Here is a 26,818-nt window from a genome sequence, read left to right as displayed (position 1 = left end):
CCCCTCCGCGGCCGGTCGTCCGCTGTCCGTCCGGCCCGCTCGTCGTGTCGCCTGGTCCGTTCGTTGTGCCGTCGCGTCCGTCCGCCGCGTCCGCCGCGTCCGTCGTGTCCGCCGGCCCCGCCGCGCTCACCGGCGGCCCGGCCCGGGCCGGGCGCCGCGGACCAGCCGGCCGGGCAGCGCGCCGGTCGGCTCCCCGTCGCGGAACGTGATCTCGCCCGCGACGACCGTCGCCGCGTACCCGTCCGCCTTCTGGATCAGGCGCCCGCCGCCCGCCGGAAGGTCGTGGACGAACTCCGGCGAGCGCAGCGCGAGCCGGTCGAAGTCGATGACGTTGAGGTCCGCCCGGTAGCCGGGCCGCAGCAGCCCGCGGTCCCGCAGCCCGTACAGCCGCGCGGGCTCCCACGTCTGCTTCCGGACGACGAACTCCAGTGGCAGCCGTTCCCCCCGTTGGCGGTCGCGCGCCCAGTGCGTGAGCATCGACGTGGGGGTGCTGGCGTCACAGATGAGCCGGCAGTGCGCCCCGGCGTCGCTCAGGCCGAGGACGGCCTGGGGGTGGAGCAGCATCTCGCGGATCGGTTCGAGCGTGTACTCGGCGTAGCCCAGCAGCGGCCGGAAGATCATGCCACTGGTCTTCCCGGAGGCGAGGAAGTCGTAGATCAGCGCCTCGGGGTCGCGCCCGGTGCGGCGGGCGAGGGCGTCGAACGACCGGTCGGCGGCGGGCTCGTAGTCCGGCCCGGTCGCGTCCATCGGGAAGTGCCGCGCGTACCCCCGGGGGAACAGCGCCGAGCGGGGATCGGCGTTCTCCGGCGACTCGCCGAGGATCCGCTCCCGCAGCGCCGCGTCGCGCATCGCCGCCCGGCGCTCCGGCGCGGGCAGGTGCGCGATCCGCTTGTAGGACGGGCGTTTATGGAACGGGTGGGTGGAGTCCAGGCTAATGACGACGCCGAACGGGCGCCCGGCCACCTGCGGGTGGAGGTCCGCGCCGTCCCGTACCGCGTCCTCCGCGATCTGGAGCAACTCCCGCCATCCGTCGGGGTCGTTGTCGTTCTGGAAGAGGCCGAACGTCACCGGCCGGCCGACCGCCGCCGACAGCCGGCGCATCCAGGTGATCTCGCCGAGCGGGTCCTCGACCTGCTCGCCGCCCGCGCCCAGCGGTACGAGCTGGAAGACGCCGGTGCCGGCCGCGCCGAGCACCCCGCCCAGGGCGAACAGCTCCTCCTCGGCGGCGAAGGTGCCGGGCACCGGGTCGCCGGTGATGGCGAGGTGGGTGAGGGTGCGGGAGGTGGAGAGGCCGAGGGCGCCGGCCTCGACGCCCTCGCGGGCGAGCGCGCACATCCGCCGCAGGTCGTCCTCGGTCGGCGGCTCGTTCGCGGCACCCCGGTCGCCCATCACGTACGCCCGCAGCGCGCCGTGCGGGACCTGCGCGGCGACGTCCAGCACGCGCGGGACGCGCTCCACCGCGTCGAGGTACTCGGGGAACGTCTCCCACTCCCAGGTGATGCCCTCGGACAGCGAGGCGCCCGGGATGTCCTCGACGCCCTCCATCAGCCCGACGAGCCAGTCGTGCCGGTCCGGGCGGGCGGGCGCGAAGCCGACCCCGCAGTTGCCCATCACCACCGAGGTGACGCCGTGCCAGCAGCTGGGCGTGAGCAGCGGGTCCCAGCTGACCTGCCCGTCGAAGTGGGTGTGGATGTCGACGAAGCCGGGGGTGACGATCCGGCCGCCGGCGTCGAGCTCCGTCCGGCCCGGGTCCGGCACCCGGCCGACCCGGGTGATCACACCCCCGTCGACGGCGACGTCGCCGCGGCGGGCGGGGATGCCGGATCCGTCGTACAGCGTGCCGTCGCGGACGATCAGGTCGTGCATGGGGGGCCGGCCTCCTCGTGCGGTGCGAGCCGGTGGCCCGCGGGGGCGAACAGCAGGTTCTCGTACGCGTAGTGGTCCCGCGGCCGGTGCGGCACCGGGGTGCCGGCGCGCAGCTCCCACGGCTCGTAGCCGGCGGCCGTCAGGGTGTCGACGAGCGTGCGGCCGGCCGGCGCGCCCGCCACCCCCAGGTCGCCGACCTCCAGCGAGACGACGGGCCGTGGCCCGGTCAGCAGGCCGCGCATCCCGGCCAGGACGTGTGCCTCCGCGCTCTCCGCGTCGATCTTCACCAGGTCCGGGGCGAGGCCCTCGGCGCGGATGTAGTCGTCGAGGGCGACCGTCTCGGCCGTGAACGGGTCGGACGGGATCCGGGACCGGACGGCCTCCGGCAGCCGGGCCTCGAACGCCGAGTTGTAGGCGCTGTAGCCGAGGCCGTGGTCGTAGAGGACCAGTTCGTCGCGGCGCGACCAGACCGCCGCCGGCACCACCCGGGCCTGCGGGAAGCGGCCGGCGTTCCGCCGCAGGACGGTGAGCGTGGACGGCGTCGGCTCGAAGGCCCGGACCGTCCCGCCGGGGCCGACCAGGGCGGCGGCGAGCACGGTGTAGTAGCCGATGTGCGCGCCGACGTCGAGCACCGTCGCGCCGGGGCGCAGATGGGACAGGAGGAAGGCGGTGAGGTCGTAGTCGACGAAGCCGCGGCGGTGGAGGGCGACGGACACCTCCTCGGGGAGCGCGATCGTCATCTCCTGGCCCCAGAAGGTGCGGGCGGCCGAGGGCCGCCCCTCGCCGCGGTGCCGCCGCCGGCGCAGCGCGCGGCTGCTCGGGTAGCAGGTCCGGACCGGGTGGCGCAGGCGCTGCGCGAGCCCGCGGAGTCCGGTCGTGCGCGCGCGCCGGTCGAGGGCGGCCCGCCAGGCGGTCCGGTCGGTGGTGGTCATGGGCCTGGCCGCTCCAAGTCCTGGGCGAATGCCGGGGGTTCCGGCCGTTCGTGGTGGTCCGGGGGCTCGGCCACCGGTATCGGCGTCCCGGGCTCGCGGCCGTCCGCGGCCAGCCGGGCCAGCTCGGCGTCCACCATGATCTGGGCGAGTCGGCGCACCGGCGTCCGCGCGGTCCAGCCGAACGCCCGGCGCGCCTTGCCCGCGTCGCCGACCAGGGCGTCGACCTCCGTCGGCCGCAGGTACGCCTCGTCGTGGCGCACATGGCGGTGCCAGTCGAGGCCGACGTGGGAGAAGCAGTGCCCGGCGAAGTCCCGCACGGTCGAGCCGACCCCGGTGGCCAGCACGTAGTCGTCCGGGCGGTCGAGCTGGAGCATCCGCCACATGCCCTCGACGTACTCGGGGGCGTACCCCCAGTCGCGGACGGCGTCGAGGTTGCCGAGGTAGAGGTGCTTCTCCAGGCCGGCCTTGATGCGGGCCGCGGCCCGGGCGATCTTGCGGGTCACGAAGGTCTCGCCCCGGCGGGGCGACTCGTGGTTGAAGAGGATGCCGTTGACGGCGAACAGCCCGTACGCTTCACGGTAGTTGCGGGTCATCCAGTAGCCGTAGAGCTTGGCGGCGGCGTACGGGCTGCGCGGCCGGAAGGCGGTCCGCTCGTCCTGCGGGGGCGGCGCGGCGCCGAAGATCTCGGACGACGACGCCTGGTAGTAGCGGATGTCCCGGTCCCGGGAGGTCATGAGGACGGCCTCCAGTAGCCGGGTGGTGCCCATGCCGGTGATGTCGCCGGTGTTCTCGGGTTCGTCGAAGCTGACGCGGACGTGCGACTGGGCGGCCAGGTGGTACACCTCGTCGGGCCGGATCCGGCCGAGCAGCGTCACCAGGCGGCTGGCGTCGCGCACATCGCCGTAGTGCAGGATCAGCCGCCGCCCGGCGTCGTGCGGGTCGCGGTAGATGTGGTCCAGGCGGCGGGTGTTGAAGGTCGAGCTGCGGCGGACGATGCCGTGGACCTCGTAGCCCTTGTCCAGCAGCAGGTCGGCGAGGTACGAACCGTCCTGGCCGGTGATGCCGGTGATCAGTGCCCGCTTCACGGCGTTCCCCCCGGGGCCTGCCGGCCGGGCGGCGTGCCGCGTCCGGCCGCCGGATCCGTCATGTCGCCGCTCCGTCCTTCTCCGGGGGGTACGGGCTCCAGGGGCACGTACCGGGGGTTGAACCGCTCGTGGACGTACACCCGTCCGGCGCCGCCGCACTCGATGACGTACTCCTTGCTGACGCACGCGGGCGCCGCCCCGCCGAGCGGCCAGACGCCGCGCGACACGGCGATCGGCTCCCGGGTCAGCGACAGGCCCATGGCCTTCAGGTAAGGGCCCAGTAACTCGTCGGCGGGCGGCACGAGTTGGCCGCACATCCGGGCCGCGATCACCACGTGGTTGACGCTGATGACGTCCAGGGCCGGGGTGAGGATCCGCGACCGTCGGTCGATCACCAGGGCGTCGGGCGCGGCCCCCAGGACGTCGCACCCGATGTGCCGGACGCGGGCGGCGCGCACCTGCCGCTGATGGTCGACGCGTACGCGCAGCCGTTCGCCGACGAGGGCGTCGAGCAGCACCGTCGTGGAGCCGTCCGCGCATACGAGCATCCGTGTCTGCGGTGGTGCCGAGGAGAATTCCCCGAGCCGTTCGGTCATCTCACCACCGCTTCATGACATACATATAAAAGACTGGAACCCGGGTATGCCGGCCGAAGAATGCATCTTCGGACAATCAGGTGCCAAGCAGGCTATGAGGCCGGGAAGTGGACGGTCAAGCGGCGCCCGATCGCGCAAACTTGTGCGGTCGCACGCCCCCGGGGCGACGGCGGTGCGCATTCGCTCCGGTCGCTCCGTCTTTCCCGGAGGTGTCCGGTTCTGCTTCCCTGGAAAGGGAGTTCGCGGAGCGCCGCGGGTCCTGTCGGGATGGCGGGGGAGAGCCGGTGCCATGGGGGTGCCATCGGGGCGCTGCCAGGGCATTATCGGGGGGAAGGAAACGTGCGCGGTCGTCTTGTGCGTTTGGCCGATCAATCAAGGTGGTAGGGGAAAGCGGTTCCGCGTACCACCGTTCGCGGAAAGCCACCCGGCCGGCACCGGAAAGGACGTCCCATGCCCCCGGCCCCCATCCGGACCACCGTCGGCATCGTCGGCGCCGGCCCGGCCGGCCTCATGGTGTCCCACCTGCTGGCCCGGGCGGGCATCGACTCGGTGGTGGTCGACCATCGCACCCGGGCCGAGATCGGCGGCACCCAGCGGGCCGGCATCCTGGAGGCGGACAGCGCCCGCCTTCTGGCTGACAGCGGCGTCTCCGACCGGGTGCGCCGCGAGGGCCGGCCGCACGCCGGGATCACCCTGCGCTTCGGCGGCGAGAGCCACCGCGTCGACTTCCGGGACCTCGTCGGCGAGAACGTGTGGCTCTACCCGCAGACCGACGTGTTCGCCGACCTCGCCGCCGCCCGCGAACGCGACGGGGGAGACGTCCGCTACGGCGTGACCGGTACCCGCGTCACCGACCTCGCCACGGACCGCCCCGGCATCCTGTTCACCGACGCCGGGGGCGTGCCCCGCGAGGTGCGCTGCGCCGTCCTCGTCGGCGCGGACGGCTCGCGGGGAGTGTGCCGGCCTGCCGTCCCGGAGGCGGCGCGCACCCACTTCGTCCGCACGTACCCCTTCGCCTGGTTCGGCGTCCTCGTCCAGGCCCCGCCCAGCGCCGACGAACTCGTCTACACCCACTCCGCGCGCGGCTTCGCGCTCGTCAGCCGGCGCACGGAGTCCGTCCAACGCCTCTACTTCCAGTGCGACCCGGACGAAAACCCCGCCGACTGGCCCGACGACAGGATCTGGGCGGAACTCCAGGCGCGGGTGCGCGGCGCCGACGGGTTCGCCCTCGCCGAGGGGCCGGTGCTCGACCGCTCGGTACTGCGGTTCCGCAGCTTCGTCTGCGAACCCCTCCGGTACGGCAACCTGCTGCTCGCCGGCGACGCCGCGCACACCGTCCCGCCCACCGGCGCCAAGGGCCTCAACCTCGCCCTCTCCGACGCCCGCCTCCTCGCCGAGGCGGTCGAACACGCCGTCACCGGCCGCAACTTCCGGCACCTCGACGCCTACGGCCCCCGCGCCCTGCGCCGCACCTGGCGGGCCCAGCACTTCTCCTACTGGATGACGAACCTGCTGCACCGCCTCCCCGGCGCCACCGCCTTCGACGAACGCCGTCAACTCGGCGAACTCGCCGCCCTCGTGGGATCCACGGCCGCCTCGACCCACCTGGCAGAGGGGTACACGGGGCGAGTGGTGTCCGCTCGGCGGCCACGGAATCCCCGGGCGACGCGCGAGCGGCCGAGCCCCCGCTGAACACCGGCCGCGCGCACCCCCGTGAGACGATCGACGGATGAACCGGACACCGCGCACGCTCTCCCTGGCCGCGCTGCTGATCCTCTGCACGGCCGCGCCGCTCGCGTGCGCCCGGCCGGCCCCCGCGCCCACCGTCCGGGACGAGCCCGGGATCCGGCCGGGTCCGCGCACCCCCTCCGGCGGGCCCTCGCGGACCACCCCCGCCGTGCCGGGACCGTCCGCCGCCGCCTGCCCGCACGATGGCCTGCGGGTCACGGCCGAACCCGTCGACGGCGCCATGGGCCTGCGCAGTATGGGCGTACGGCTGGACAACTGCGGCACCGTGCCCCGCACCGTCGAAGGCCACCCGCGCCTGCGCGTCCTGGGGGAGAAGGGGGAGACGCTGGACGTCGCCGTGCACGACGACCTCACGGCCGTCGCCCACTCGGGCGTGCCGGACACCCCGGCCCGTCCGGTCACCCTGCGCCCCGGCGCGGCGGCGGTGGCCGTGGTCCTGTGGCGCAACACATACGACGACACCCGCCGGCCCCCGCTGCTCGGCCGCCACCTGGAGGTGACCCCGGGCCCGGGCGTCCGCGCCCAGACGGTCGCACCGGAGGGCGGCCTGGACCTCGGCAGCACGGGCAAGCTGGCGGTCGGCGCGTGGAAGCCGGTGGGCTGACGCCCTCGGGCGCGGGTGCGTACGGACGTCGAACGACAGTACCGGTGGGCGGGTGAGCGGCCTGGTGGCACAACCGCGGCAGATTCAGGGCCAGTTGACCTCCTACGGGGAGCCGAACCCCCGGCCGGGCGCGCGCCACCGTCCGCCACCGGAACGATTCCGCTCCGTCCGCGACCTTCCGTACCCCGCACGCCCCCGCATCCGGCCACAGGCCCGGGGCACCCGCGCGGTACGCCACCGAAGGACGGGCCCGGAAGGGCCGGGAGGAAGGAGGCCGGGTCATGGCCGGGGAACGCGGACGACCACGTCGCAGGAAGCACAGGACCATCGGGACGATCGGGCACCGGGGGCACGGCAAGACCACGCTGGCCATCGCGGCCGGGAAGGCCGCCGCGAAGGCGTACCAGCAGGACGCCGGCGCCGTCGAGCGGATCGTGGAGGCCGCGGGCAGCACCCGCGTCGCGCTCGCCCCGTACAGCACCCACAGCACCTACGCCACACCCGGGTGCCACTACACCCACTTCGACACGGAGGCCCGCCACGTCGGCGACCTGCTCGGCCACGCGCCGCTGGACGGGGTCGTGCTCGTGGTCTCGGCGCTCGGCACCGTGCCCTCGCAGGCGCGTGAACACCTGCGGCTCGCCCGTGGCGCCGGGGTGCGCCGGCTCGCGGTCTTCCTCAACAAGTGCGACGCGGTCGCCGACCCCGAGGCGGCCGGAGAGGCGGAGCAAGCGGTCCGCGCGCTCCTCCGCGAACAGGGGCTCGACGACGAACGGGTGCCCATCGTCCGCGGCTCCGCCCTGCAGGCCCTGGCCGGCGACATGTTCTGGGAGGCGTCCGTCATCGAGCTGATGGAGACCCTGGACGCCCGCATGCACGTCTGACGCGACCGCGCTCGCGGCCGTCAGCCGGCGAAGCAGAAGACGCAGCCCTCCAGCAGGGGCAGCGAGCTCAGCACCCGGTGCCGTACGCACGAGGCCGCCGCCGCCTCGTCCGGCCCGGGGAAGGTGTCCCCGTCGTCCCGGGCCGCGGCCGGGTCGAACGCCTCGACCAACTCCCGGAACCGGCGCAGGTACTTCTCCGCGAACGGCGGGAAGTAGTCCAGCTCGTCCCAGCGGTGCCGCCGCAGCGCCAGGTCGGTGACCCGCAGCACGAAGTCCTTGGCCGCCGCCCGCTCGCGGCCGGTCCGCCCCCAGTCGAGGTCCGCCAGGTCGAAGCCGACGGCGCCCCGGCCCATCACGGACTGGTCCTGCCGGGCCAACAGGGCGGCGAACCGGTAGTCCCACGGCCGTTCCGCCAGTGCGGACACCGCCAGCGTGAGCACGTCGACGAAGACCGCCGTGCCCCCGTTGGTGAGGTACAGGCCGTCGTCACCGGCGAAGAAGGTGTTGCCCATCCCCTCACCCTACGACCGGCGCGCGGGGCGGGCCGCGCCGGGCGGCGGCCGTAACCCGGCTGCGCCCGGGCAGCCGTACGGGCACCATGGCGGGATGCCGGATCTGCTGTGGAACGACGTCAGGAATCTCTTCGACCCCGACCTGATGGGAGAGCTCCCGGACCTCACCGTGCCGGGCTCCTCGGCCGAGGACTGGCAGGCGGTGTTCGACCTGGTCCGGTCGAGCGGGTGGGAGTGGGAGTTCCGGGTGGGCGGCGTCACCGCGCCGCTGCCGCCCGCCGCCGACGTCCTGTCGCGTCCCCCGGACGCGGACACGGCCGACCTGCGCGTCCAGCCGGTTCCCGGCGTCACCGTGATCTTCTGGCTGAGGTCCGCCGACGAGATCGACTTCGACGTCGACCTCCGGGAGCTCCAGGGGCAGCGGGGAGTCGACACCCTGTGCGCCTTCCTCCGCACCGTCGGCCGCCGGCTGGGCAAGCCGGTAGGCATGAGCTTCGGGGGCGACTACGCGAACCCGGTGCTCGGCTACGACCCCGCGGCCGACCGGGTGCGGGTGCTGGTGGACCCCGGCAGGTTCGACCTCGTCACCCCGGAGGGGTGAGGCCGCGGCTCGTGCCGCGTGCCCGGAAAAATCACGCGCGGTGCGCGGACCGCTGCAACTACCGTGCGTTTATGGTGAACTTCGTACTGGTCGCAGGCGCCCGGCTCGGCGCGTGGGCGTGGGACGACGTGGTGCCGCGCCTCCGCGCGGCCGGGCACGGCGTCCATCCGCTGACGCTGTCCGGGCTGGCCGAGAGGCGCGGTGTGCCCGCCGGGCAGCGGACCCATGTCCGGGACATCGTCGACGCGGTCGAGTGGCGGGAGCTGCGCGACGTCGTCCTCGTGGGCCACAGCTACGCGGGGATCCCGGCGGGCCAGGCCGCCGGGCGGATCGGCGACCGGCTGCGGCGCGTCGTGTTCGTCGACGCCGAAGTGCCGTCCGACGGCGCGTCGTTCGTCTCCGTCTGGCCGGACGGCGGGGCGGCGGTGACGGCGGAGATCGACGGGCACGGCGGCTTCTGGCCGGCCGTGCCCGCCGCCCACTACGCGGGGCACGGGCTCACCGAGGAGCAGATCGCACGCATCGTGGCCGGCGCGACTCCGCACCCCGGCGCCACGCTCACCGAGCCCGCCGTCCTGGCCCGGCCCCTCGACGAGCTGCCGGCGACGTACGTCCTCTGCCGCCTCGCCGGCGACGAACCGGGCGATGCCGTGCGGGGGTTGCCGACCGGACCGCTCTGGCGGCGGGTCGACCTCGACACCGGCCACTGGCCGATGTTCTCCCGGCCCCGCGAGCTGGCGGACATCCTGCTCGACGAGGCCCGTCTCAACGGACCAGCGGCGCGGCCTTGCTGACGAACTCCTCTATGGCCCGCCGCGACCGGGCGTCGAGGGCGTCCCGGGCGCTCTGGTCCCGGGCGGTCGAGATCTCCCACGTGCTCGCGTAGGCGCGCTCGGCGGCGGTGTTCACCCCGGGGTCGTCGGTGAGGAGCCGGACCCGGTAGAGCGCCTGCCGGGCCGCCGTGCGGCGGCGGTGGGCCTCGTCCCGCGCCGCGACGTACGCCTCGGTGCCCGGGGCGTCCCGGCCGCTGTACCAGCGGTCCGCCTGGCCGTGCCGGTAGTCCTCCATCGCCTCGGCGAACGCGCTGTAGGTCGTCATGCGTTCGCGCCGGAGCGCCTCGGACCGGGCGAACGACTCGCCGCGCTCCGACACCCGGCGCTGGAGGACATGCGTGACCACCGAGCCGAGCAGCGTTCCCACGACCGCCACGGCACTCGTCCAGATCGCTTCCATGGCGTCAGCTGATCACGTGAGGGGCCGGTGTGGCCACGGGGGGACCCTCATGGCGGGGGAGCGTGGCCGGCGGTGCGGACGTGATCGTGGGCGAGGCGGGTGAACGCGTGGGCGGCGGCGCTGTGGTACGCGGCCTCCCGGCGCAGCAGGGCGACCGTGCGGGAGGGGAGGGGTGGCCGGACGGCGACGGGGATCAGCCGGGGATCGTCCTCCGCGATGGCGTCGGGGAGCACGGTGGCCAGCCCGGTGCGCCGGACGATCTCGGTGAGCGCCTGGAGGGAGTTGGCCTCGACCGCGATGCGCGGGCTCACCCGGTGGAGGGCGAAGTAGGCGTCGACGTGCCCGCGCGTCGTGAAGTCGGCGCTGAGGAGGGCGAGTTCGACGCGGGCGAGGTCGTGCGGCGAGAGGGGAGGGGCGGCGGCCGGCCCGTCGGTCCGGGGGCCCGTGACGAGGCTCAGCGTCTCGGTGAAGAGCGGGGCCGCCGCGATGCCCGGCTGGTGCGGTCCGTCGAAGGCGATGCCCACGTCGAGGTCGTCGGCGAGCAGGGCCGCCTCCAGCTCGTCCTGGGCCATCTCCCGGAAGGTGAGGGTGATGCCCGGGTGGCGGGTGCGGAGCTCGGCGGTGAGGGGGCCGATGAGGTACGCGGTGAACGTCGGGGTCGCCGCCAGCCGCAGCCGCCCCTCGGACAGGTCCCGGACGTCCCGGACGGCCCGCTCGGCGGCGGCGAGATCGCGCAGCGCGCGCCGGGCGTGCCGGACGTAGACCTCCCCGGCGTCGGTCAGCCGGACGGCGCGGCCCGTGCGGTCCAGCAGCTGGGCGCCCACCGTCCGCTCCAGCTGCTTGACCTGCTGGGAGAGGGTCGGCTGGGAGATGTGCAGGTCTTCGGCGGCGCGGGTGAAGTTGCGGTGCTCGGCCACCGCGAGCAGATAACGCAGGTGGCGCAGTTCCAGGGCCATGGACCCACCATAGATGACATCAATGGGACACATGGGCAGCAGCTCTTGGACGCTATGGGTGCTGGTCGTGCAGGGTGAGGAACGTCAGCCCGCCCCCGAGGCTGACCCCACCGAAGGGAGCGACCATGCACGACCTCGCCCGGGGCGTCGCCCGTTTCCGACGCGACGTCTTCCCGGCCAAGGCGCGCCTCTTCGCCCGGCTGGCCGGCCGCCACGCACCGGAAGTCCTGTTCATCGGCTGTTCCGACGCCCGGGTCCCGCCCGAGCTGATCACGCAGGGCGAACCGGGCGAACTCTTCGTCGTCCGGACCGCGGGCAACATCGTCCCGGCGTACGCTCCCGGCGCGGACGGCGTGGCGGCGAGCATCGAGTACGCCGTCGGCGTGCTCGGCGTGACCGAGGTCGTCGTCTGCGGACACTCGTACTGCGGGGCGATGACCGCGCTGGCGGAGGACCGCGACCTGAGCGGCACCCCGGCCGTCGCGGACTGGCTGCGCCACGCGGACGCCGCCCGGGCGCGGGTCTCCGCCGAGGCGCCCGCGGCGGAGTCCGTGGACGCGCTGGTGCGCGCCAACGTCCACACGCAGCTGGCGAACCTGGCCACCCACCCGTGCGTCGCCGGAGCGCTGGCCCGAGGCACGCTCACCCTGCGCGGCTGGGTCTTCGACATCGCGACCGGCACCGTCGAGGAACTGCCCGCGACCGGATCCGCGACCGGATCCGTCCCCTCGCGCGCCACGCTGCCGGCCTGAGCATCCGACCGCCACCCGGGCCCGGCTTCCCGGCCGCGGGCGCGGATCTCGCGTCGCCGACCAGGCCCCCTGCCAGGCCATGCCCACATCAAGCCCTCACACCAAGCCGCCGCACCCGCGGACCGGCACCCCTGAAAGGAACCACCCGTGCAGCACGCCCAGTTCGACCCCGCCGCCCGCCTGCGGCTCGCCGAAGCCGCCGTGGCGGCCAAGATCCGCCGCGATCTGACCTGGCAGCGGATAGCCGACGCGGCCGGCCTCTCGGTCGCCTTCGTCACCGCCGCCGTCCTCGGCCAGCACGCCCTGCCGGAGGAGTCCGCGCGGTCCGTCGCCGAGCTGCTCGGCCTGGACGAGGACGCGGTGACGCTGCTGCGGACCATCCCGACCCGCGGCTCCCTCGGCACCGGCGTCCCGACCGACCCGACCATCTACCGCTTCTACGAGATGCTCCAGGTCTACGGCACGACCCTGAAGGCCCTGATCCACGAGCAGTTCGGCGACGGCATCATCAGCGCCATCAACTTCCGGCTCGACGTGAAGAAGGTGGCCGACCCGGAGGGCGGGGAGCGCGCGGTCATCACGCTCGACGGCAAGTACCTTCCCACGAAGCCCTTCTGACCCACGGGCCCCGGCCGTCATCGATTGTAGAGTGTTCGACGATGGGCGTACACTCCCGAGTGTTTGATTGGCGTTGAACACTCGATGAGGGGTGGCTGTCATGCGTGTTGTCCGGTTCGAGAAGTTCGGTGGCCCGGAGGTCCTGACGGAGACCCGGGTCCCGGCCCCCCGGCCGGGCCCGGGGCAGGTCGCCATCGACGTCGCGTACGCCGGGGTGAACTTCGCCGACGTCAAGTCGCGGAGCGACGGCTACCGCGTGCCGTCGCTTCCCTTCGTGCCGGGCCTCGAGGTGTCCGGGTGGATCCGTGCGGTCGGCGACGGCGTCACGGGACTGGAAGCCGGCCGGCCGGTGGCGGCGTTCACCCCGGGCGGTGGCTACGCGGAGACCGTAGTCGTCGACGCCGCGACGGTCTTCACCCTGCCGGACAGCATCGACCTGCGCACCGCCGCCACGCTCCCCACCGTCCTGCCGACCGCGCACGCGCTCCTCCATGAGGTGGGCCGGCTGCGTGCGGGCGAGACCGTGCTCGTGCAGGGAGCGGCGGGCGGTGTCGGCACGGTGCTCGGCCAGTTGGCCGAGGCCGCGGGCGCGGGGCGGGTGTTCGGCGTGGTGTCGGGGGCGGCGAAGGCCGAGTACGCGCTTGCCCACGGGTACGACGAGGTCTTCGTGGGGGACTTCGCGGACGAGGTGCGCGCCGCCACCGGCGGCCGGGGCGTGGACCTCGCGCTGGACCCGGTCGGCGGCGAGACGTTCCGGCGGAGCCTGGAGGCGCTCGCGCCCTTCGGCCGCCTCGTCTCCTACGGCAACGCGAGCGCGGCGGAACCGTGGCGGCTGGGGCAGCAGGAGCTGTTCCCCGGAGCGGTCTCCGTCGCGGGCTTCTCGCTCCTCACGCTCGTGGCGACCGAGCCGGAGGCCGTACGCGCGATCGCGGCGCGGGCCTTCCGCACGGTCGCCGAGGGGTCCGTGCGCCTGCCCGTCACGGCGGAGTTCGCCCTCGCGGAGGCGGCGGACGCGCACCGGCTGATGGAGACGCGCACGACCACGGGCAAGCTGCTCCTGCGAGTGGCCGGCTGAGGACGGGCCGGCCGGCAAGCGGCGCGGCCCGGCCTCCGCATGCCGGCGGCCGGGCCGTCGTCGTACCGCACGGCCGGTCCACGTGCCGCCGGGTGCCCGCGGCGGCGGGCCGGTGCCCCGCACCCGCCCGCCGCCGGGCGCGCGGCGTCACTTGCCCTTGTGCTGCTTCCGCTCCGCCGCGTGCCGGGCCTTCGCGACCGCGTCGTGGAGCTCGCCCTTGACCTTCTGGAGGTGACCCTCGCTCTGGGTCCGGCGGTCGCCGGTCATCCGGCCCAGGGTCTCCTTCAGGCGGCCCTTCGTCTGATCGGCCTTGGCCTTCGTCCTGTCCTTGGCGCTCATGTCGGCGATGCCCTTCGCTTCGCTTGCAGGGGCCGGGGGCGGACGGCGCCCGCTCCCCGGCTTCCAGTGTCGATCGCCATGGCCCGGCGCGCACGCCGTGGCCGTGGCGCGCGGGGTCAGGACGGCTTCAGCGGGTCGTGGCCGATGTTCATCAGGCCGTGCCGCCACTGCGTCCCGCCGGCCTCCGGTTCCCGGTCCGGGCTCCGCTGGGAGCGGACGACGTCGCAGACGCGCCGCATGACGCGGGCGTCGTCCTCGGTGAGGTCGGTGCGGCGCTTGGCCAGGATGTCGAGGACCTGCCGCCCGGTGGGCGGCCCGCCGCGGTCGGGGACCTCCTCGGCCCGTTCGCCCGCCGCCTGGACGCTCAGCCAGTCCTGGAGCTCGCGCGATGTCATGTTCACCGCCGTATGGAACTCGTCCCACAGCTCGGTGCTCACCTTGCCGGACGCTGCCACTGTGCTGCCTCCTCATGGCCGGAAACTGCCGTCGGGGCACGCGTTGCCGATCGCCGGGACGGTAAACGGGCCCGGACGCGATCGGGCGGGCGGCTCACACTCCCGGCGCGGGGCGCACGGTGATCCCGTTCCGCTCCAGCAGCGCCGCCGTCACCCCGTCCCCCGGCACCAGCTCCCCGCCGAACGAGCCGTCGTACACCGCGCCCCGCCCGCACGACGGGCTGCGCGGCATCAGCAGCGCCTCCGAGCACCCCGCCCGCCGCGCCGCCGCGAGCGCGCGCCGCGCCCCGGCCACGAATTCCACCGTCACGTCCCGCCCGGTGTCCTCGACGACGCGCGCCGTCCCGTCGAGCACGTCGTGCCCGTCACCGCCCACCAGCTCCGCGGGCCGCCGCGGCGTCGCGAGCCCGCCCGCGACCTCCGGGCAGAACGGGACCACCGCGCGTCCGGCCACCGCCTCCGCGACCTCCGACGACGCCTTGTCTCGCCCGTCGAACCGGCAGGGCACTCCCCGTAGACACGCGCTGACCAGGATCGCTTCCATGCCGCCAGGCTAACCGGCCGGAGGGCGCCCCGGTTCAGGCCCCCACCGTGCCGTCGACGCCCTCGCGGAGGAGGTCCGCGTGGCCGTTGTGGCGGGCGTATTCGAGGAGGACGTGGACCATCGCCATGCGCAGCGAGACCCGCCGCCCCCACCGCGGCTGGAGGCCCGTCGTGTCGAGGGACGCCGACGCGGCCTCGACGCGGCGGGAGCGGGCGACCTCGGCGTCCCATGCGGCGAACGCCTCGGCGCGGGTCGAGGCGGACGCGTCGTACGCCACCTGGAAGTCCATGCGGTCGGACCAGACGAGGGGCAGGGCGTTGTCCTCGAACACCCGGCGGAACCACGTGCGTTCCACCTCGGCGAGGTGGCGGACCAGGCCGAGCAGGGTCAGCGTCGACGGCGGCATCGAACGGCGGCGCAGCTCGTCGTCGGTGAGCCCCTCGCACTTCCGGGCCAGGGTGGCGCGGTGGTAGTCGAGGTAGGCCCGCAGCGTCTCCCGCTCGCCGCCGGTGGTGGGAGGAGGGACGCGCTCGTCGGGGGCCATGTGCCGTACTCCTGCTCGCTTCCGGTGGTGAGGGCAGGTGTATCCCGGAGCGCCGGGGCGCACAAGCCCCTGGCCCCCGCGCCCCCGGAACCGCCGGGCGGCCGGGTCGTTCTCAGGGCGCCATGTCGCCGTCACCGGTCCAGGGGGAACACCGAGCCATGTCCGACGACCACGGGTGCCCCGGCTGGGACCGGCTCGGCACCGAAGTGCTGTACCGCGGGCGGCACCTGACGCTCCACCGCGACCGCGTCGTCCAGCCGGACGGCACCGAGGGAACGTACGAGCGCCTCACGATGGCGGACGGCGCCCGGGTCGTCGCCGTCGACGACGAAGGCCGCGTGGCCCTGGTCGAGGACGCCTTCGCCCCGATCGGCCGGCGGCTGCCCCACATCCCGGGCGGGGCCGTCGCCGCGGGGGAGGACCCGGAGGCCGCGGCGGCGCGCGAATGCGAAGAGGAGACGGGCCGGCGCCCCGGCGAGCTCCGGCCGCTGGGCGTCTTCCACCCGCTCCCGTCCCGGACGCCGGCCGTCACCCACCTCTACCTGGGCACCGCCCTGCGCCGGGGCACCCTCCGGCGGGATCCGACCGAGGCCGGCATGCGGGTGCGCTGGCTGCCGCTCGACGACGCGGTCCGCATGGCCGGGAGCGGGGAACTGACGGAGGCGGGGACGGTGATGGGGCTGCTCCTGGCGGCACGGCTGCTGCCGGTGACGCCCGCCGGCCGAGGGTGAGCTTCGTCTCGTCCGGCGGGGGTACGGGGGAGCGGCGGGCCGGCCCCGGCGGCCACCCGGCCGTACGCGGCCCCGCACCGCGAACCCCCGTACGCCCGGACGATGCGCTCCGCCGCGCGCGCCCGGCGGCGGCCCGTCCCGCCACGCGGCACGCCCGGCCCGCCCCGCCGCTTCCGGGCGGGTGGCCGGTACGGCCGTCCACCCGCCCGGTCCACCCGCCCGGTCCACCCGCCCGGTCCACCCGCCCGGTCCGGCCGCCGCGGCGGCCGGCACCACCGGCGTCCGCCCGTCACACGGGCCCGTCGCACGGGCACTCTCACACCGGCACCGCCTCCACGAGCGAGAACGCGCTCGGCGCCGGCAGCGGACTCACGGACGTCACCGCGAACCCCGACGCCGCGCACAGCGCCGTGAAGTCCTCGGCCGTGCGCTCCCTGCCGCCCAGGCCGAGCATCATGGTGAGGTCGCTCAGATAGGGGCCGGGGTCCGTGTCGGCCCGGGCGGTCCCCGGCGCGGGCAGCACCGGCTCGACGATCAGCAGCCGGCCGTCGTCCGGTACCACCCGGCGTATCCCGTCGAGGATCGCCCCGCACCGCTCGTCGCTCCAGTCGTGCAGCACGCTCTTGAGCAGGTACAGGTCGCCGCCGGCCGGGGCGGAGACGAAGAAGTCGCCGGCCTCCAGGACGCACCGGCCGGACAGTCCCGCACGCTCCAGCCGGGGCGCGGCCTCGGCGAGCCCCTCCGCGGAGTCGTAGAGGACGCCGCGGAGCCCCGGGTGCCGGGCGAGGACGGCCGCCAGCAGCGTGCCGTCGCCCCCGCCCACGTCCACGAGGGTGCCGAAGCGCCCGAAGCCGTAGTGGCCGGGCAGGACCTCGGCGGTCGTCCGGGTGGCCTGGCTCATGGCCGTGTTGAAGTCGGCCGACAGCTCCGGGTCCTTCCGGATGTGGGTGAAGTAGTCGTGGCCGTGCAGCGCGTCGAAGGTGGGCAGGCCGGTCCGCAGCCCGTCGGCCAGGTGCTCCCAGGCGCCGACCATGGCCGGGTTGGTGAAGACGCGGAGGACGGCGGCCATGCTCTCCGGGTGGTCCTCGCGCAGCAGCGCGCCGGCCGGGGTGAGCCGGAAGACGCCGGGCCGGACCTCGTCGAGCAGGCCGAGCGGGACCATCGCCCGCAGGGTCCGCACGGTCGGGTCGGGCAGGGTGCCGCAGTGGGCGGCGAGCTCCTCGGCGGTGGCCTCCCCGTCGCCGAGCCGGTCGGCCACGCCCAGCCGCAGCACCGTGTCCAGCAGGTAGGAGAGCGCGTGACCCCACATCAGCCGCTGGACGACCGCCTGCGGCGGGGGGCCGGCGGGGCCGCCGTTCGTCCGGTCCGGTTCCGTTGCCATCCCTGGTTCCTTTCGGCAGGCCGCCGTCGGCTGTCCGGGGAGGCCGCGACGACGGGGTGAACGGTGTACGCGTGGTCCGCGGCGCGGAGGCGAGGCAACCCTAGGTCGCGGTGATCGGTCCCGGCAATGGGGGACGGTACGGATCCGGCGACCCGTACGGAGGAATCCGCCGCGCCGCCGACGGCCCGTCACGGCGCGCACGGCCGCCGCCCGGAACGTCCGCATCCCCGCTTCGCATAGGCTGACCCCGCCGGAATCTCCCGCTCGACGGGAACGCCGGGGCCCGGGCCGCGCACGGAACGGGCGGTGGTCGAAGTGAGGAGTGGATGTGGGGGACGTGGCGGTGGGCGCGCGTTCGGAGCAGGGCGGGCCGGAGGAGGAGCCCGTGGGGGCGGCCGGCGCGACCGAGCGGGCCGATGGGGCCGAGCAGGCCGGGAAGCCGGGGAAGGCGAAGAAGAAGGCCGGACAGCAGCGGCCGTTCTGGAAGGAGCTGCCCCTCCTCATCGTGGTCGCCCTGGTGCTGGCGCTGCTGATCAAGACGTTCCTGGTGCAGGCGTTCTCCATCCCCTCGGACTCCATGCAGAACACCCTCCAGCGGGGCGACCGGGTGCTGGTCGACAAGCTGACCCCGTGGTTCGGTGCGGAGCCCGAGCGCGGCGAGGTCATCGTCTTCCACGATCCCGGCACCTGGCTGAGGGACGAGCCGACGCCGGAGCCCAACCTGGTGCAGAAGGCGCTGAGCTTCGTCGGGCTGATGCCGTCGGCCAACGAGAAGGACCTGATCAAGCGGGTCATCGGGGTCGCCGGTGACACCGTGGAGTGCAAGGGGACCGGCCCCCTGAAGGTCAACGGCAAGCCGCTCCAAGAGCCGTACGTCTTCCCCGGGAACACGCCGTGCAGCCTGGGTACCGAAGGCCAGTTCAAGGTCACCGTGCCCAAGGACCGGCTCTGGGTGATGGGCGACCACCGGCAGAACTCCGCGGACTCCCGCTACCACCAGGACGAGCCGGGCAACGGCTTCGTGCCCGTCGGCAACGTCGTCGGCCGGGCGATCGTCGTGGCCTGGCCGATCGACCGTTGGTCCACCCTGCCGGTGCCCGACACCTTCGACCAGAAGGGCATCGACAAGGCGGCCGCCACGGCGCCCACCGCCGTGGCCTTCGTCGGCGCCGTACCGCTGGTGCTGCTGCGCCGGCGCGTGGCCGTCCGCCGCGCGGAGCGGCGCGGGTAGCGGAGATCGCGAACCGGGCGGGCGCCCGGCCGCCGGACTTCCCGGTCCGGCGGCCGGGCGCCTTCGTGTCGTCCCCGGCCGCTCAGCGGTCCTGTGAGAGCGCGTACAGCTCCTGGAAGAGGCCGCCGGCCGTCACCAGCCGGTCGAACGGCCCCTGTTCGGTGATCCGGCCGTGTTCCATCACCACGATCCGGTCCGCGATCCGGGTGTTGTCCAGGCGGTGGGTGACGACGATGGTGATGCGGTCCTTGGCCATGTCCTTGAGCGCCTGGAAGATCATGTGCTCGCCGCGGGCGTCGAGTTCGCTGGTCGGCTCGTCCAGGATGAGTACCGGGGGCCTGCGGTACAGGGCTCGGGCGCAGGCGATGCGCTGCCACTGGCCGCCGGAGAGGTTGACGCCGCCCCACAGCTCGCGGGCGAGCAGCATGTCGAGCCCCTCGGGGAACTCCTCGACGGTCGGGCGCAGTCCGACCAGGTCGACGGTCTCCCAGACCCGGTCGTCGTCCCAGGTGAGGGGCTGGCCCAGGGTGATGTTCTCGCGGGCGGTGAGCGGCCAGTAGGCGAAGAACTGCGGGACGAGGCCGGTGCGGGCCCAGACCGTGTCCGGATCGGCGTTCGCCAGGTCGACGCCGTCCCAGGACACCGTCCCCTTGTCGGCGGTGAACAGCCCGGTCACCAGCCGCATCAGGGTGGACTTCCCGGAGCCGTTCTCGCCGACCACCGCGACGAGTTCGCCCCGGCGCAGCGTCAGGTCGAGGCCGTCGACGGCGGGCCGGGCCTTGTTCGGGTAGGAGTAGGTGACCTTCTCGAAGCGGATCGTCTCCGGGTGGGCGGGGGCCGCCTCCCGGCCGCGGTTGGGGGCGAGGGCCCGGGTGCGGTCGACGAACCGCTTCCAGTCGCCGAGGTAGAGGGTGGAGTGGAAGAGGCTGGTGCAGTAGTGCACGACGTTGGTGAGGTTGCCCAGGGCGGCGCGGACGGCGACGACGGCCGTGGCGGAGACGGCGAACGAGACGCGGCCGGTGACGGTCAGCCACAGCAGCGTCGTCCAGGCCAGCGTCAGGCAGGCGCCGCCGGCGACCGCCGCGAGCAGGTTGACGCGCAGCCCCAGGCCGGCCGCCTCGACGATGCGCGCGTCGATGCGGTGGGAGACCGTCCGGTACCAGAACATCAGGTACTCGCGCATGCTGTTGGCCCGCACCTCGTCCGCCAGCCGCGGTGTGGTGACGTGCCAGCGCATCATCCCCTTGACGTTGCGGCGGGAGACGTTGGCGTAGTGGGTGCGGTGCTCGATCTTCGCCTCGGCGACCGCGCCCGCCCCGGACGGCAGCACCGCCAGCACCAGCACCGGAAGCATCAGCGGGTGCAGGACGGTCAGCACTCCGCAGGCGGCGACGAGCCGGATGAGGGCGGACATGAACGCCTGCGCGTCGTGGAGCATCCGGTCGCAGCGGATCGCTCCCGTCTCGGCCGCCTCGTGCTCGTCGGCGAAGTCGGCGCGGTTGAGCGCGGCCAGTTCCACCGAGACGACCGCCTCGACGAGGGCGACGTCGGCGGCCGTCATCAGCCGGGGTTTGAGCCGGCTCACGGCCCAGGACGCCACTCCGTACGTGACGCGGGCGACGGCCGCGGCCACCGCCACGACGATCAGGGCCGGGAGGGCCTCGCGGATGCGGTCGGGCACCAGACCGCCGCCCAGCACGGGTGTCATGGCCCGCGCGGTCGCCGCGAGGCCGACGGCCGCCGCCGTGCCGGAGAGCAACTGGCAGCCCACCAGGACCAGGACGTCCCGGCGGTCGACCTCCCAGGCCATGCGGGCGATCTGGGCCAGCAGGGCGGGGATGCGGGAGCAGAGCTGGAGGAAGGACGCGGTCTCGAACGCGTTCCGTAGCCCGGCGTCGCGACATCGCACTTCCTTCGGTTCGGGCAGGGGCGGGCGGGGTGGTGCGGTCGCTTCGGCCGTCTCGGTCGCCTTGGGCGTCTCGGTGGTCTCGGTCGTCTCGGTCCTCTCGGGTGTCTCCGGAGGGCCGGGCGGGTGCGCCGTCGGTTTGAGTTCGTGGTCGGTCGTCACGATTGGTGCTCCCTCCACTCGTTCGGGTGCCGTTTCCGGCGGTCCCGTGACCAACTGCGCCAAATGGGGGAAGGACACGGCAGCGCCCGAAAGCGGGCAAGCGCCGCGAAGCGCCTCAATGCGCCGTGAGTGGGCGGACCGTTGACGATGACGGCCGTTCTCCGGACTAACTCACACGAAAGGGTGAGGGAGCGGTTGCGGCCGCGACACGAAGGGGCCCGGGGACGCTGTTCCCGCGTCCCCGGGCCCCGGTGGTGCACGCGCCTGTCAGCCGCCCGACGTCACCGCCGGCTCGCGCTCCGCCGCCGTCCGCGCGTCACCCGACTCCAGGCCCGGACGGTGCAGGTCGAGCGCCGGGGACTCGGAACGGATCTTCGGCAGGGACGGGAAGTTGTGCCGCGGCGGCGGGCAGGAGGTCGCCCACTCCAGCGACCGGCCCCAGCCCCACGGATCGTCGACCTCCACCTTCTCGCCGTACTTGGCCGTCTTCCAGATGTTGTAGAAGAACGGCAGGAACGACAGCCCGAGCAGGAACGAGCCGATGGTCGACAGCGTGTTGAGCGCCGTCCAGCCGTCCGCCGCCAGGTAGTCCGCGTACCGGCGGGGCATGCCCTCCGCGCCCAGCCAGTGCTGGACCAGGAACGTCAGGTGGAAGCCCACCGTGAGCGTCCAGAACGTGACCTTGCCCAGCCGCTCGTCCAGCATCTTGCCCGTGAACTTCGGCCACCAGAAGTGGAATCCGGCGAACATCGCGTAGACGACCGTGCCGAAGAGCGTGTAGTGGAAGTGGGCGACGACGAAGTACGAGTCGGAGGTGTGGAAGTCGAGCGGCGGGGCGGCCAGCAGCACACCCGTCAGACCGCCGAAGACGAAGGTCATCAGGAAGCCGGTGGCCCAGAGCATCGGTGTCTCGAAGGACAGCGAGCCCTTCCACATGGTGCCGATCCAGTTGAAGAACTTCACCCCGGTCGGGACCGCGATCAGGAAGGTCATGAAGGCGAAGAACGGCAGCAGCACCCCGCCCGTGACGTACATGTGGTGCGCCCACACCGTCACCGACAGGCCGGCGATGGAGATCGTCGCGGCGATCAGACCCCAGTAACCGAACATCGGCTTGCGGGAGAAGACCGGGATGACCTCGGAGACGATCCCGAAGAACGGCAGCGCCAGGACGTACACCTCGGGGTGGCCGAAGAACCAGAACAGATGCTGCCACAGCAGCGCCCCGCCGTTGGCCGGGTCGAAGATGTGCGAGCCGAACTTGCGGTCCATCTCCAGCGCGAACAGCGCGGCGGCCAGCACCGGGAACACCAGCAGGATGAGCAGCGCGGTGAGCAGGACGTTCCAGGTGAAGATCGGCATCCGGAACATCGTCATGCCGGGGGCGCGCATACAGATGATGGTGGTGATGAAGTTGACGGCGCCCAGAATGCTGCCGAAGCCCGACAGCGCCACGCCCATGATCCACAGGTCGGCGCCGACGCCGGGGGAGTGGGACGCGTCGGACAGCGGCGTGTAGGCGAACCAGCCGAAGTCGGCGGCCCCCTGCGGGGTGAGGAAGCCGGCGGCGGCGATCAGCGAGCCGAAGAGGAACAGCCAGTACGACAGCATGTTCAGGCGCGGGAACGCCACGTCGGGCGCGCCGATCTGCAGCGGCATGATCCAGTTGGCGAAGCCGGTGAACAGCGGCATCGCGAACAGCAGCAGCATGATCGAGCCGTGCATCGTGAACGCCTGGTTGAACTGCTCGTTCGACATGATCTGCGAGCCGGGGCGGGCCAGTTCGGCGCGCATCAGCAGGGCCAGGATCCCGCCGATGATGAAGAAGGCGAAGGCGGAGACGAGATAGAGGGTCCCGATCCGTTTGTGGTCGGTGGTCGTCAGCCACTCGACGGGTGAACTCCTCGGCCGGGGACCCGCGGCCGCCTCCCCGATGGGGCGTTCCGTCAGGGGTTTCCGCCCGCTCCGCACCTCGACGCCGTCCACTGGCACACCTGCTCCGCATCTGCCGAAAGTTCTTCACGGACCGGAGGGGCGCACGCGGGGGTCACGGGCCCCTCCGGCCTCGTTCATGATCGGCGGCGGCCGGGGGTCGAGGCAGGGGCCGGGCGGGGCCAGGTGCAGGGCCGAACGGCCCTCTCCGGGGCCGGGCTCACCACGGCGCCCAGAACCGCTCCACGACCAGCAGCGCGATCACCCCATACCAGGCGGCGGGCACGGCCCAGTGGAACTCCAGCACCCCCAGCACCAGCCCGCACGGCGCGGGCAGGAACCGGTGCCGGAGGTTGTGCGCGGTCGTGTACCAGAACAGGGCGATCGTCACGGCCCACGCCAGACAGCACCACAGGCACAGCGCCCCGATCACGTAGAGCGCCTGGGACATCAGCCACATGCAGAACACCGCCCCGGCCAGAGTCCCCAGGTTCAGCCCCAGCCAGCACCAGCGCGGCAGCCGGGCGCCCGTCAGCAGGACGACGCCGAGCGCGACGACGACCGCGTAGGCGACCAGGCCGATCAGCGGGTTGGGGAAGCCGAACACCGACGCCTGGTCGCTCAGCATCACATGGGTGCACGAGACGACGGCGTTGAGGCTGCACGCGGGCCGGAACCCCGGGTTCTCCGCCAGCCGGATCTTGTCGACGGTGATCTGGAAGGAGGCGAGCAGCCCCAGCGCCCCGGCGACGACCAGCAGCCAGGCCAGGGCCCGGCCGGCTCCGGCGGCGTTCCGGGCGCCGCGGGCGTCCCGCGCCTCCCTGGCGCCTCCGTCGGCGGGCCGGTCGAGCGCGGTCTCGGTCATGGCTGTCCCTCCTGGTCCCTGGGCACTCGGGCGTCCGTGCCGGCGGGACCCGCCCTCCCGGCGGGACGACGGGCCGCCGGGCAGGGCGGAGCGGGCCCGCCGCCGCGCCACTCGGCGGCGGACCCGTCGCCCCCATTGAACGGGCCCGCGGCGGCGGGGGACAGGGGCCGGTCGGCCCCACCGGAAGGCGCGGCGATACGGTGGGCGGGGTCCTGAACAGGGCTGATCGGCCGTCAGGGGCCGTATCCGGACGTCCCGGCCGGCGCGCGGTACCGGCGGGGCCCGGAAGAGGCGAGGAGAGGCGTGGAGAACACCGGGTCGGCGGTACGGCTGCCGCAGTTGAGACTGGACGAACTGCTGGACGAGGTCCAGGCCCGGCTCGACGCCGCCCGCGGCACCCGCGACCGCGTGCACAAGCTGCTGGAGGCCGTCCTGTCGGTCGGCCGCGGCCTGGAGCTGGAACAGGTGCTGCGCGGCATCATCGAGGCGGCCGTGGTGCTGGTCGACGCCCGCTACGGCGCCCTCGGCGTCATCGGGCCGGACGGCCGGCGGCTGTCCCAGTTCCTCACCGTCGGGCTCACCGACGAGGAGATCGCTGCCATCGGCCCGTACCCCTGCGGCCACGGCATCCTGGGCGAGCTGATCCGCCGTCCGGAACCGCTGCGGCTGCCGAAGATCTGCGACCACCCGGCCTCGTACGGCTTCCCGCCCGGCCACCCGCCGATGAACACCTTCCTCGGGGTGCCCATCCGGGTCCGCGACCACGTCTTCGGCAACCTCTACCTGACGGAGAAGCGCGGGGGAGCGGACTTCGAGGACGAGGACGAGGAGGTGCTGGCCACCCTCGCCGTCGCCGCCGGCATCGCCATCGAGAACGCCCGCCTGTACGAGGAGTCCACCCGGCGCGAACGGTGGCTGCGGGCCGGCGCCGAGGTGACGACCGCCCTGATGTCCGACCGGCCGCGCGCCGAGGTCACCGCCCGCATCACCGCACTCGCCCGCGAGATCACCGGATCCGACCTCGCCGTGTTCTCCCTGCCGGAGGCCGGGGACGGCGCGCTGACCGTGGAAGCGGCGACGGGGACGGGCGCCGACGGGCTCCGCCACCTGGTCCTGCCGCTCCAAGGCACCCTCAGCGGCGCCGCGTTCACCGACGGACGCCCCGCCCGGGGCTCCGCCGTCGAGGCGCCGGCCGGCCCGGCGGGCCCGGGCCCCGCCCTGGCCGTCCCCGTCACCTCCGGCGACGACGTCGTGCACGGCGTCCTGCTGCTCGTCCGGGCCGCGGGCGCCGGCGACTTCCCCGAATGGGAGGCCGAACCGCTGCTGGCCTTCGCCGGCCAGACCGGCCTTGCCATGGAACTGGCCGAACGCCGCGCGGACACCGCCCAGTTGGCTCTCCTGGAGGACCGCGACCGGATCGCCCGCGATCTCCACGACCTCGCCATCCAGCGGCTGTTCGCCACCGGCATGACCCTGCAGAGCGCCGACCGCTTCATCGACCACCCCGAGGCCGCCGAACGTGTCCGCCGCGCCGTCGGTGACCTCGACGAGACCATAAAGATCATCCGCTCCACCATCTTCGGCCTCCGCTCCCGCGAGACCGCCCCCCAGCACGGCCTCCGCACCCGTGCCGTCCGCGCCGTCGCCGAGGCCGGCACGTCCCTCGGCTTCGCGCCCAGCCTGCGCATGGAGGGCCTGCTGGACACCCAGGTGCCCCGCGAGGCCGCCGACGACGCCGTCGCCGTCCTCGCCGAGGCCCTGGCCAACGTCGCCCGGCACGCGGAGGCCGGCACGGTGGACGTCGCCGTCGTCAACGAGGGCGGGGCCCTCGTCCTGACGGTCACGGACGACGGCATCGGCATGCCCCCCACCGCCACCCGTCGCAGCGGCCTCCGCAACCTCACCGAACGCGCCGAACGCCACGGTGGCACCCTCACCCTCACCACCCCACCGGGCGGCACCGGCACCCACCTGGAGTGGCGCATCCCCCTGACGGGCGGCGGGTGCCCGATGGGGCACGGGCCGGCGGACGCAGGAGAAGCCGCCCCCCGATAACCGCTTTTGTCCTCGCGGCACATCCCGCATCATGCGGGGCATGATCAGTATTCACCTGAAGTACGAGATCGACGCCGACAAGCTCGCGGACTTCGAGGAGTACGGCCGCCGCTGGGTCCGGCTCGTCAACCGCTTCGGCGGCACACACCACGGCTACTTCCTGCCGAGCGAGGGCGACAGCGACATCGCGTACGCCCTCTTCTCCTTCCCGAGCATGGCCGCGTACGAGCGCTACCGCACGGACAGCATGACCGACCCGGAATGCCAGGCCACCTGGGAACTGGCCCGCACCACCCGCTGTATCAAGCGCTACGAACGCCGCTTCCTGCGCCCGCTCGACGGCGGGACGGAGGGCGCGGCGGCGGTGGCGTCCGCGTAGCGGAGCGCCGCTCGTCCGGGCGGACGGCGGGGGCAACCCCTACGGCACGTCGGCCAGGTGCCCGGCCTCACGGAGGTACGGGCACCGTCCCCCGAGCAGCACCCCGGTCGCGGCGGCCAGGACACGGGCCTGCCGCGGGGGTACCAACGGCGCCCACTCGTCGGCGGTGAGCATGCGCCAGGCGTCGTGCTCGTCGGACAGCCGCACCTCGACGCTGCCTGCGTCGACGAGCGGCCCCTTGAACAGGGCGAAGACCTCGGGAACGCCCTCGGGGTGCACACCCCAGTCCACGGCCGGCAGCTCGGGCACCTCCGGCATGGCCAGCCCCGTCTCCTCGAACGTCTCCCGCACGGCCGTCCGCCACAGATCCTCCCCGTCGTCGTGGCCGCCGCCCGGCAGCTGCCACGCATCGCCCCAGGAGGTGTGCAGCAGCATGATCCGCCTCTCGTCTTCGTGGACAAGGGAGGCGGCACACCCCAGGATGCGCGCTCGCCGGGCGAGCCACTCGGCTCGGGGGAACCGCGGATGTCTGGTCAACTGCTTGCCCTCGCAACGACTTTCACGGACCGCTGGCCCGTCAGCGTACTGTCGCCGGGCGGCCCGGGGGCGAGGGTTCAGCCGCTTGAGTGAACCGGCTGGTCGTGGGTGATCGTCCGTCTTCGCCGGGAGAGGCGGCTTTACGCGCCTGTGATGCTTGACACATTGGAGATTGTCAAGAATCGCGCAGAACGACCAGATGTGGAGCACATCTCTAGGTGTAGACCAACGCTCCATGTGTCTCTATGGTCACTTCCCGTTGCTTGATGTGGAGAAGCTTTGGGGAGGGCTTGG

General features: G+C 73.7%; 28 protein-coding genes. 12 read left to right on the top strand and 16 right to left on the bottom strand.

Annotated elements, in window-relative coordinates:
* Positions 1 to 126 precede the first annotated feature (126 nt).
* Genes ACH4PU_RS05155 through ACH4PU_RS05140 form a run of 4 tightly spaced genes read right to left on the bottom strand, consistent with a single transcriptional unit; the run spans position 127 to position 4,479 of the window.
* Complete coding sequence (locus ACH4PU_RS05155) at positions 127 to 1,866, bottom strand: amidohydrolase family protein (protein WP_398266198.1); 1,740 nt, start codon at positions 1,864 to 1,866, stop codon at positions 127 to 129.
* Complete coding sequence (locus ACH4PU_RS05150; protein ID WP_398266195.1) at positions 1,854 to 2,798, bottom strand: FkbM family methyltransferase; 945 nt, start codon at positions 2,796 to 2,798, stop codon at positions 1,854 to 1,856. The genes ACH4PU_RS05155 and ACH4PU_RS05150 overlap by 13 nt, the downstream gene beginning before the upstream one ends.
* Positions 2,795 to 3,883, bottom strand: coding sequence for a GDP-mannose 4,6-dehydratase (gene gmd / locus ACH4PU_RS05145; RefSeq protein ID WP_398266192.1), 1,089 nt, complete (start codon positions 3,881 to 3,883; stop codon positions 2,795 to 2,797). The genes ACH4PU_RS05150 and gmd overlap by 4 nt, the downstream gene beginning before the upstream one ends.
* Complete coding sequence (locus ACH4PU_RS05140; protein WP_398266189.1) at positions 3,880 to 4,479, bottom strand: hypothetical protein; 600 nt, start codon at positions 4,477 to 4,479, stop codon at positions 3,880 to 3,882. Before ACH4PU_RS05140 ends, gmd begins: the two co-directional genes overlap by 4 nt.
* Positions 4,480 to 4,929: 450 nt before the next feature.
* On the opposite strand from ACH4PU_RS05140, the gene ACH4PU_RS05135 reads away from it, so the two are divergent.
* The 3 genes from ACH4PU_RS05135 (at position 4,930) to ACH4PU_RS05125 (ending at position 7,716) form a co-directional block, all read left to right on the top strand.
* Positions 4,930 to 6,171: a 4-hydroxybenzoate 3-monooxygenase gene (locus tag ACH4PU_RS05135; RefSeq protein WP_398266186.1), complete on the top strand. Its 1,242-nt coding sequence runs from the start codon at positions 4,930 to 4,932 to the stop codon at positions 6,169 to 6,171.
* Between the two features lie 37 nt (positions 6,172 to 6,208).
* Positions 6,209 to 6,832, top strand: a complete 624-nt coding sequence (locus ACH4PU_RS05130; RefSeq protein ID WP_398266183.1) for a DUF4232 domain-containing protein — start codon at positions 6,209 to 6,211, stop codon at positions 6,830 to 6,832.
* Between the two features lie 281 nt (positions 6,833 to 7,113).
* Complete coding sequence (locus ACH4PU_RS05125; protein ID WP_398266180.1) at positions 7,114 to 7,716, top strand: GTP-binding protein; 603 nt, start codon at positions 7,114 to 7,116, stop codon at positions 7,714 to 7,716.
* A gap of 20 nt (positions 7,717 to 7,736) precedes the next feature.
* Here the strand turns inward: ACH4PU_RS05125 and ACH4PU_RS05120 are convergent, their stop codons facing one another.
* Complete coding sequence (locus tag ACH4PU_RS05120) at positions 7,737 to 8,228, bottom strand: hypothetical protein (RefSeq protein ID WP_398266178.1); 492 nt, start codon at positions 8,226 to 8,228, stop codon at positions 7,737 to 7,739.
* 94 nt (positions 8,229 to 8,322) lie between these two features.
* On the opposite strand from ACH4PU_RS05120, the gene ACH4PU_RS05115 reads away from it, so the two are divergent.
* Both ACH4PU_RS05115 and ACH4PU_RS05110 read left to right on the top strand, forming a co-directional pair.
* Entirely contained in the window at positions 8,323 to 8,829 is a 507-nt protein-coding gene (locus ACH4PU_RS05115) for a hypothetical protein (protein ID WP_398266175.1), read from the top strand.
* A 71-nt stretch (positions 8,830 to 8,900) separates the two neighbouring features.
* Entirely contained in the window at positions 8,901 to 9,623 is a 723-nt protein-coding gene (locus ACH4PU_RS05110; protein WP_398266172.1) for an alpha/beta fold hydrolase, read from the top strand.
* Here ACH4PU_RS05110 and ACH4PU_RS05105 read toward each other — a convergent pair.
* Both ACH4PU_RS05105 and cynR read right to left on the bottom strand, forming a co-directional pair.
* The gene (locus tag ACH4PU_RS05105; protein ID WP_398266169.1) at positions 9,595 to 10,062 is read right to left on the bottom strand and encodes a hypothetical protein; all 468 of its coding nucleotides are present in this window, start codon (positions 10,060 to 10,062) and stop codon (positions 9,595 to 9,597) included. The genes ACH4PU_RS05110 and ACH4PU_RS05105 overlap by 29 nt on opposite strands.
* Before the next feature lie 47 nt (positions 10,063 to 10,109).
* Entirely contained in the window at positions 10,110 to 11,018 is a 909-nt protein-coding gene (gene cynR / locus ACH4PU_RS05100) for a transcriptional regulator CynR (RefSeq protein WP_398266166.1), read from the bottom strand.
* A gap of 125 nt (positions 11,019 to 11,143) precedes the next feature.
* Between cynR and ACH4PU_RS05095 the strand changes: the two genes are divergently transcribed.
* The 3 genes from ACH4PU_RS05095 (at position 11,144) to ACH4PU_RS05085 (ending at position 13,463) form a co-directional block, all read left to right on the top strand.
* Complete coding sequence (locus ACH4PU_RS05095) at positions 11,144 to 11,770, top strand: carbonic anhydrase (protein ID WP_398266163.1); 627 nt, start codon at positions 11,144 to 11,146, stop codon at positions 11,768 to 11,770.
* Between the two features lie 147 nt (positions 11,771 to 11,917).
* A complete protein-coding gene (gene cynS / locus ACH4PU_RS05090) occupies positions 11,918 to 12,388 on the top strand; it encodes a cyanase (RefSeq protein WP_398266160.1) in 471 nt (156 codons plus the stop codon).
* A gap of 100 nt (positions 12,389 to 12,488) precedes the next feature.
* Positions 12,489 to 13,463 carry a zinc-binding alcohol dehydrogenase family protein gene (locus ACH4PU_RS05085; protein ID WP_398266157.1) on the top strand — a complete coding sequence of 325 codons (975 nt, stop codon included), beginning with the start codon at positions 12,489 to 12,491 and terminating at the stop codon, positions 13,461 to 13,463.
* Positions 13,464 to 13,610: 147 nt separating this feature from the next.
* On the opposite strand, the gene ACH4PU_RS05080 is transcribed toward ACH4PU_RS05085, so the two are convergent.
* The 4 genes from ACH4PU_RS05080 to ACH4PU_RS05065 all read right to left on the bottom strand — a co-directional run bounded on the left by ACH4PU_RS05080 (position 13,611) and on the right by ACH4PU_RS05065 (position 15,345).
* Positions 13,611 to 13,802, bottom strand: coding sequence for a CsbD family protein (locus ACH4PU_RS05080; protein WP_398266154.1), 192 nt, complete (start codon positions 13,800 to 13,802; stop codon positions 13,611 to 13,613).
* 116 nt (positions 13,803 to 13,918) lie between these two features.
* On the bottom strand, positions 13,919 to 14,257 hold the full coding sequence (locus ACH4PU_RS05075) for a DUF3140 domain-containing protein (RefSeq protein WP_398266151.1): 339 nt from the start codon (positions 14,255 to 14,257) through the stop codon (positions 13,919 to 13,921).
* A 94-nt stretch (positions 14,258 to 14,351) separates the two neighbouring features.
* On the bottom strand, positions 14,352 to 14,801 hold the full coding sequence (locus ACH4PU_RS05070; RefSeq protein WP_398266148.1) for a DUF523 domain-containing protein: 450 nt from the start codon (positions 14,799 to 14,801) through the stop codon (positions 14,352 to 14,354).
* Between the two features lie 34 nt (positions 14,802 to 14,835).
* Positions 14,836 to 15,345 (bottom strand): DinB family protein, encoded by a 510-nt coding sequence (locus tag ACH4PU_RS05065; protein WP_398266145.1) that lies wholly within the window; start codon positions 15,343 to 15,345, stop codon positions 14,836 to 14,838.
* 158 nt (positions 15,346 to 15,503) lie between these two features.
* Here ACH4PU_RS05065 and ACH4PU_RS05060 point away from each other — a divergent pair, with 158 nt between their 5' ends.
* Complete coding sequence (locus ACH4PU_RS05060; protein WP_398266143.1) at positions 15,504 to 16,076, top strand: NUDIX domain-containing protein; 573 nt, start codon at positions 15,504 to 15,506, stop codon at positions 16,074 to 16,076.
* 316 nt (positions 16,077 to 16,392) lie between these two features.
* On the opposite strand, the gene ACH4PU_RS05055 is transcribed toward ACH4PU_RS05060, so the two are convergent.
* Positions 16,393 to 17,457 (bottom strand): methyltransferase, encoded by a 1,065-nt coding sequence (locus ACH4PU_RS05055; RefSeq protein WP_398266140.1) that lies wholly within the window; start codon positions 17,455 to 17,457, stop codon positions 16,393 to 16,395.
* Between the two features lie 328 nt (positions 17,458 to 17,785).
* Here ACH4PU_RS05055 and lepB point away from each other — a divergent pair, with 328 nt between their 5' ends.
* The gene (gene lepB, locus ACH4PU_RS05050) at positions 17,786 to 18,688 is read left to right on the top strand and encodes a signal peptidase I (RefSeq protein WP_398266137.1); all 903 of its coding nucleotides are present in this window, start codon (positions 17,786 to 17,788) and stop codon (positions 18,686 to 18,688) included.
* Positions 18,689 to 18,770: 82 nt separating this feature from the next.
* Here the strand turns inward: lepB and ACH4PU_RS05045 are convergent, their stop codons facing one another.
* The 3 genes from ACH4PU_RS05045 to ACH4PU_RS05035 form a co-directional block, all read right to left on the bottom strand.
* The gene (locus ACH4PU_RS05045) at positions 18,771 to 20,756 is read right to left on the bottom strand and encodes an ABC transporter ATP-binding protein (protein ID WP_398266134.1); all 1,986 of its coding nucleotides are present in this window, start codon (positions 20,754 to 20,756) and stop codon (positions 18,771 to 18,773) included.
* 267 nt (positions 20,757 to 21,023) lie between these two features.
* Complete coding sequence (gene ctaD / locus ACH4PU_RS05040) at positions 21,024 to 22,706, bottom strand: cytochrome c oxidase subunit I (protein ID WP_398266956.1); 1,683 nt, start codon at positions 22,704 to 22,706, stop codon at positions 21,024 to 21,026.
* Positions 22,707 to 22,908: 202 nt separating this feature from the next.
* Entirely contained in the window at positions 22,909 to 23,553 is a 645-nt protein-coding gene (locus tag ACH4PU_RS05035) for a vitamin K epoxide reductase family protein (RefSeq protein ID WP_398266130.1), read from the bottom strand.
* A 303-nt stretch (positions 23,554 to 23,856) separates the two neighbouring features.
* Between ACH4PU_RS05035 and ACH4PU_RS05030 the strand changes: the two genes are divergently transcribed.
* On the top strand, positions 23,857 to 25,608 hold the full coding sequence (locus ACH4PU_RS05030) for a GAF domain-containing protein (RefSeq protein ID WP_398266127.1): 1,752 nt from the start codon (positions 23,857 to 23,859) through the stop codon (positions 25,606 to 25,608).
* A 40-nt stretch (positions 25,609 to 25,648) separates the two neighbouring features.
* A complete protein-coding gene (locus ACH4PU_RS05025; protein WP_398266124.1) occupies positions 25,649 to 25,987 on the top strand; it encodes an NIPSNAP family protein in 339 nt (112 codons plus the stop codon).
* 39 nt (positions 25,988 to 26,026) lie between these two features.
* Here ACH4PU_RS05025 and ACH4PU_RS05020 read toward each other — a convergent pair whose 3' ends face one another.
* Positions 26,027 to 26,761 (bottom strand): NUDIX domain-containing protein, encoded by a 735-nt coding sequence (locus tag ACH4PU_RS05020; RefSeq protein ID WP_398266121.1) that lies wholly within the window; start codon positions 26,759 to 26,761, stop codon positions 26,027 to 26,029.
* Between the last annotated feature and the right edge of the window lie 57 nt (positions 26,762 to 26,818).

Source organism: Streptomyces sp. NPDC021100 (genome assembly GCF_044333095.1).
Taxonomy (GTDB): Bacteria; Actinomycetota; Actinomycetes; order Streptomycetales; family Streptomycetaceae; genus Streptomyces.
The sequence above is the reverse complement of the archived record's forward strand: the minus strand, read 5'-3'. Positions and strand labels throughout refer to the sequence as shown.

What these genes read in the sequence shown, in the direction of transcription:
- ACH4PU_RS05080 (WP_398266154.1), bottom strand. Translation starts at nt 13,802, where the DNA reads ATGAGCGCCAAGGACAGGACGAAGGCCAAGGCCGATCAGACGAAGGGC.
- ACH4PU_RS05115 (WP_398266175.1), top strand. Translation starts at nt 8,323, where the DNA reads ATGCCGGATCTGCTGTGGAACGACGTCAGGAATCTCTTCGACCCCGAC.
- ACH4PU_RS05125 (WP_398266180.1), top strand. Translation starts at nt 7,114, where the DNA reads ATGGCCGGGGAACGCGGACGACCACGTCGCAGGAAGCACAGGACCATC.
- ACH4PU_RS05060 (WP_398266143.1), top strand. Translation starts at nt 15,504, where the DNA reads ATGTCCGACGACCACGGGTGCCCCGGCTGGGACCGGCTCGGCACCGAA.
- ACH4PU_RS05095 (WP_398266163.1), top strand. Translation starts at nt 11,144, where the DNA reads ATGCACGACCTCGCCCGGGGCGTCGCCCGTTTCCGACGCGACGTCTTC.
- ACH4PU_RS05085 (WP_398266157.1), top strand. Translation starts at nt 12,489, where the DNA reads ATGCGTGTTGTCCGGTTCGAGAAGTTCGGTGGCCCGGAGGTCCTGACG.
- ACH4PU_RS05070 (WP_398266148.1), bottom strand. Translation starts at nt 14,801, where the DNA reads ATGGAAGCGATCCTGGTCAGCGCGTGTCTACGGGGAGTGCCCTGCCGG.
- ACH4PU_RS05120 (WP_398266178.1), bottom strand. Translation starts at nt 8,228, where the DNA reads ATGGGCAACACCTTCTTCGCCGGTGACGACGGCCTGTACCTCACCAAC.
- ACH4PU_RS05130 (WP_398266183.1), top strand. Translation starts at nt 6,209, where the DNA reads ATGAACCGGACACCGCGCACGCTCTCCCTGGCCGCGCTGCTGATCCTC.
- ACH4PU_RS05065 (WP_398266145.1), bottom strand. Translation starts at nt 15,345, where the DNA reads ATGGCCCCCGACGAGCGCGTCCCTCCTCCCACCACCGGCGGCGAGCGG.
- ACH4PU_RS05155 (WP_398266198.1), bottom strand. Translation starts at nt 1,866, where the DNA reads ATGCACGACCTGATCGTCCGCGACGGCACGCTGTACGACGGATCCGGC.
- ACH4PU_RS05020 (WP_398266121.1), bottom strand. Translation starts at nt 26,761, where the DNA reads ATGGAGCGTTGGTCTACACCTAGAGATGTGCTCCACATCTGGTCGTTC.
- ACH4PU_RS05035 (WP_398266130.1), bottom strand. Translation starts at nt 23,553, where the DNA reads ATGACCGAGACCGCGCTCGACCGGCCCGCCGACGGAGGCGCCAGGGAG.
- ACH4PU_RS05025 (WP_398266124.1), top strand. Translation starts at nt 25,649, where the DNA reads ATGATCAGTATTCACCTGAAGTACGAGATCGACGCCGACAAGCTCGCG.
- ACH4PU_RS05140 (WP_398266189.1), bottom strand. Translation starts at nt 4,479, where the DNA reads ATGACCGAACGGCTCGGGGAATTCTCCTCGGCACCACCGCAGACACGG.
- cynR (WP_398266166.1), bottom strand. Translation starts at nt 11,018, where the DNA reads ATGGCCCTGGAACTGCGCCACCTGCGTTATCTGCTCGCGGTGGCCGAG.
- ACH4PU_RS05135 (WP_398266186.1), top strand. Translation starts at nt 4,930, where the DNA reads ATGCCCCCGGCCCCCATCCGGACCACCGTCGGCATCGTCGGCGCCGGC.
- ACH4PU_RS05055 (WP_398266140.1), bottom strand. Translation starts at nt 17,457, where the DNA reads ATGGCAACGGAACCGGACCGGACGAACGGCGGCCCCGCCGGCCCCCCG.
- ACH4PU_RS05110 (WP_398266172.1), top strand. Translation starts at nt 8,901, where the DNA reads ATGGTGAACTTCGTACTGGTCGCAGGCGCCCGGCTCGGCGCGTGGGCG.
- ACH4PU_RS05150 (WP_398266195.1), bottom strand. Translation starts at nt 2,798, where the DNA reads ATGACCACCACCGACCGGACCGCCTGGCGGGCCGCCCTCGACCGGCGC.
- ACH4PU_RS05105 (WP_398266169.1), bottom strand. Translation starts at nt 10,062, where the DNA reads ATGGAAGCGATCTGGACGAGTGCCGTGGCGGTCGTGGGAACGCTGCTC.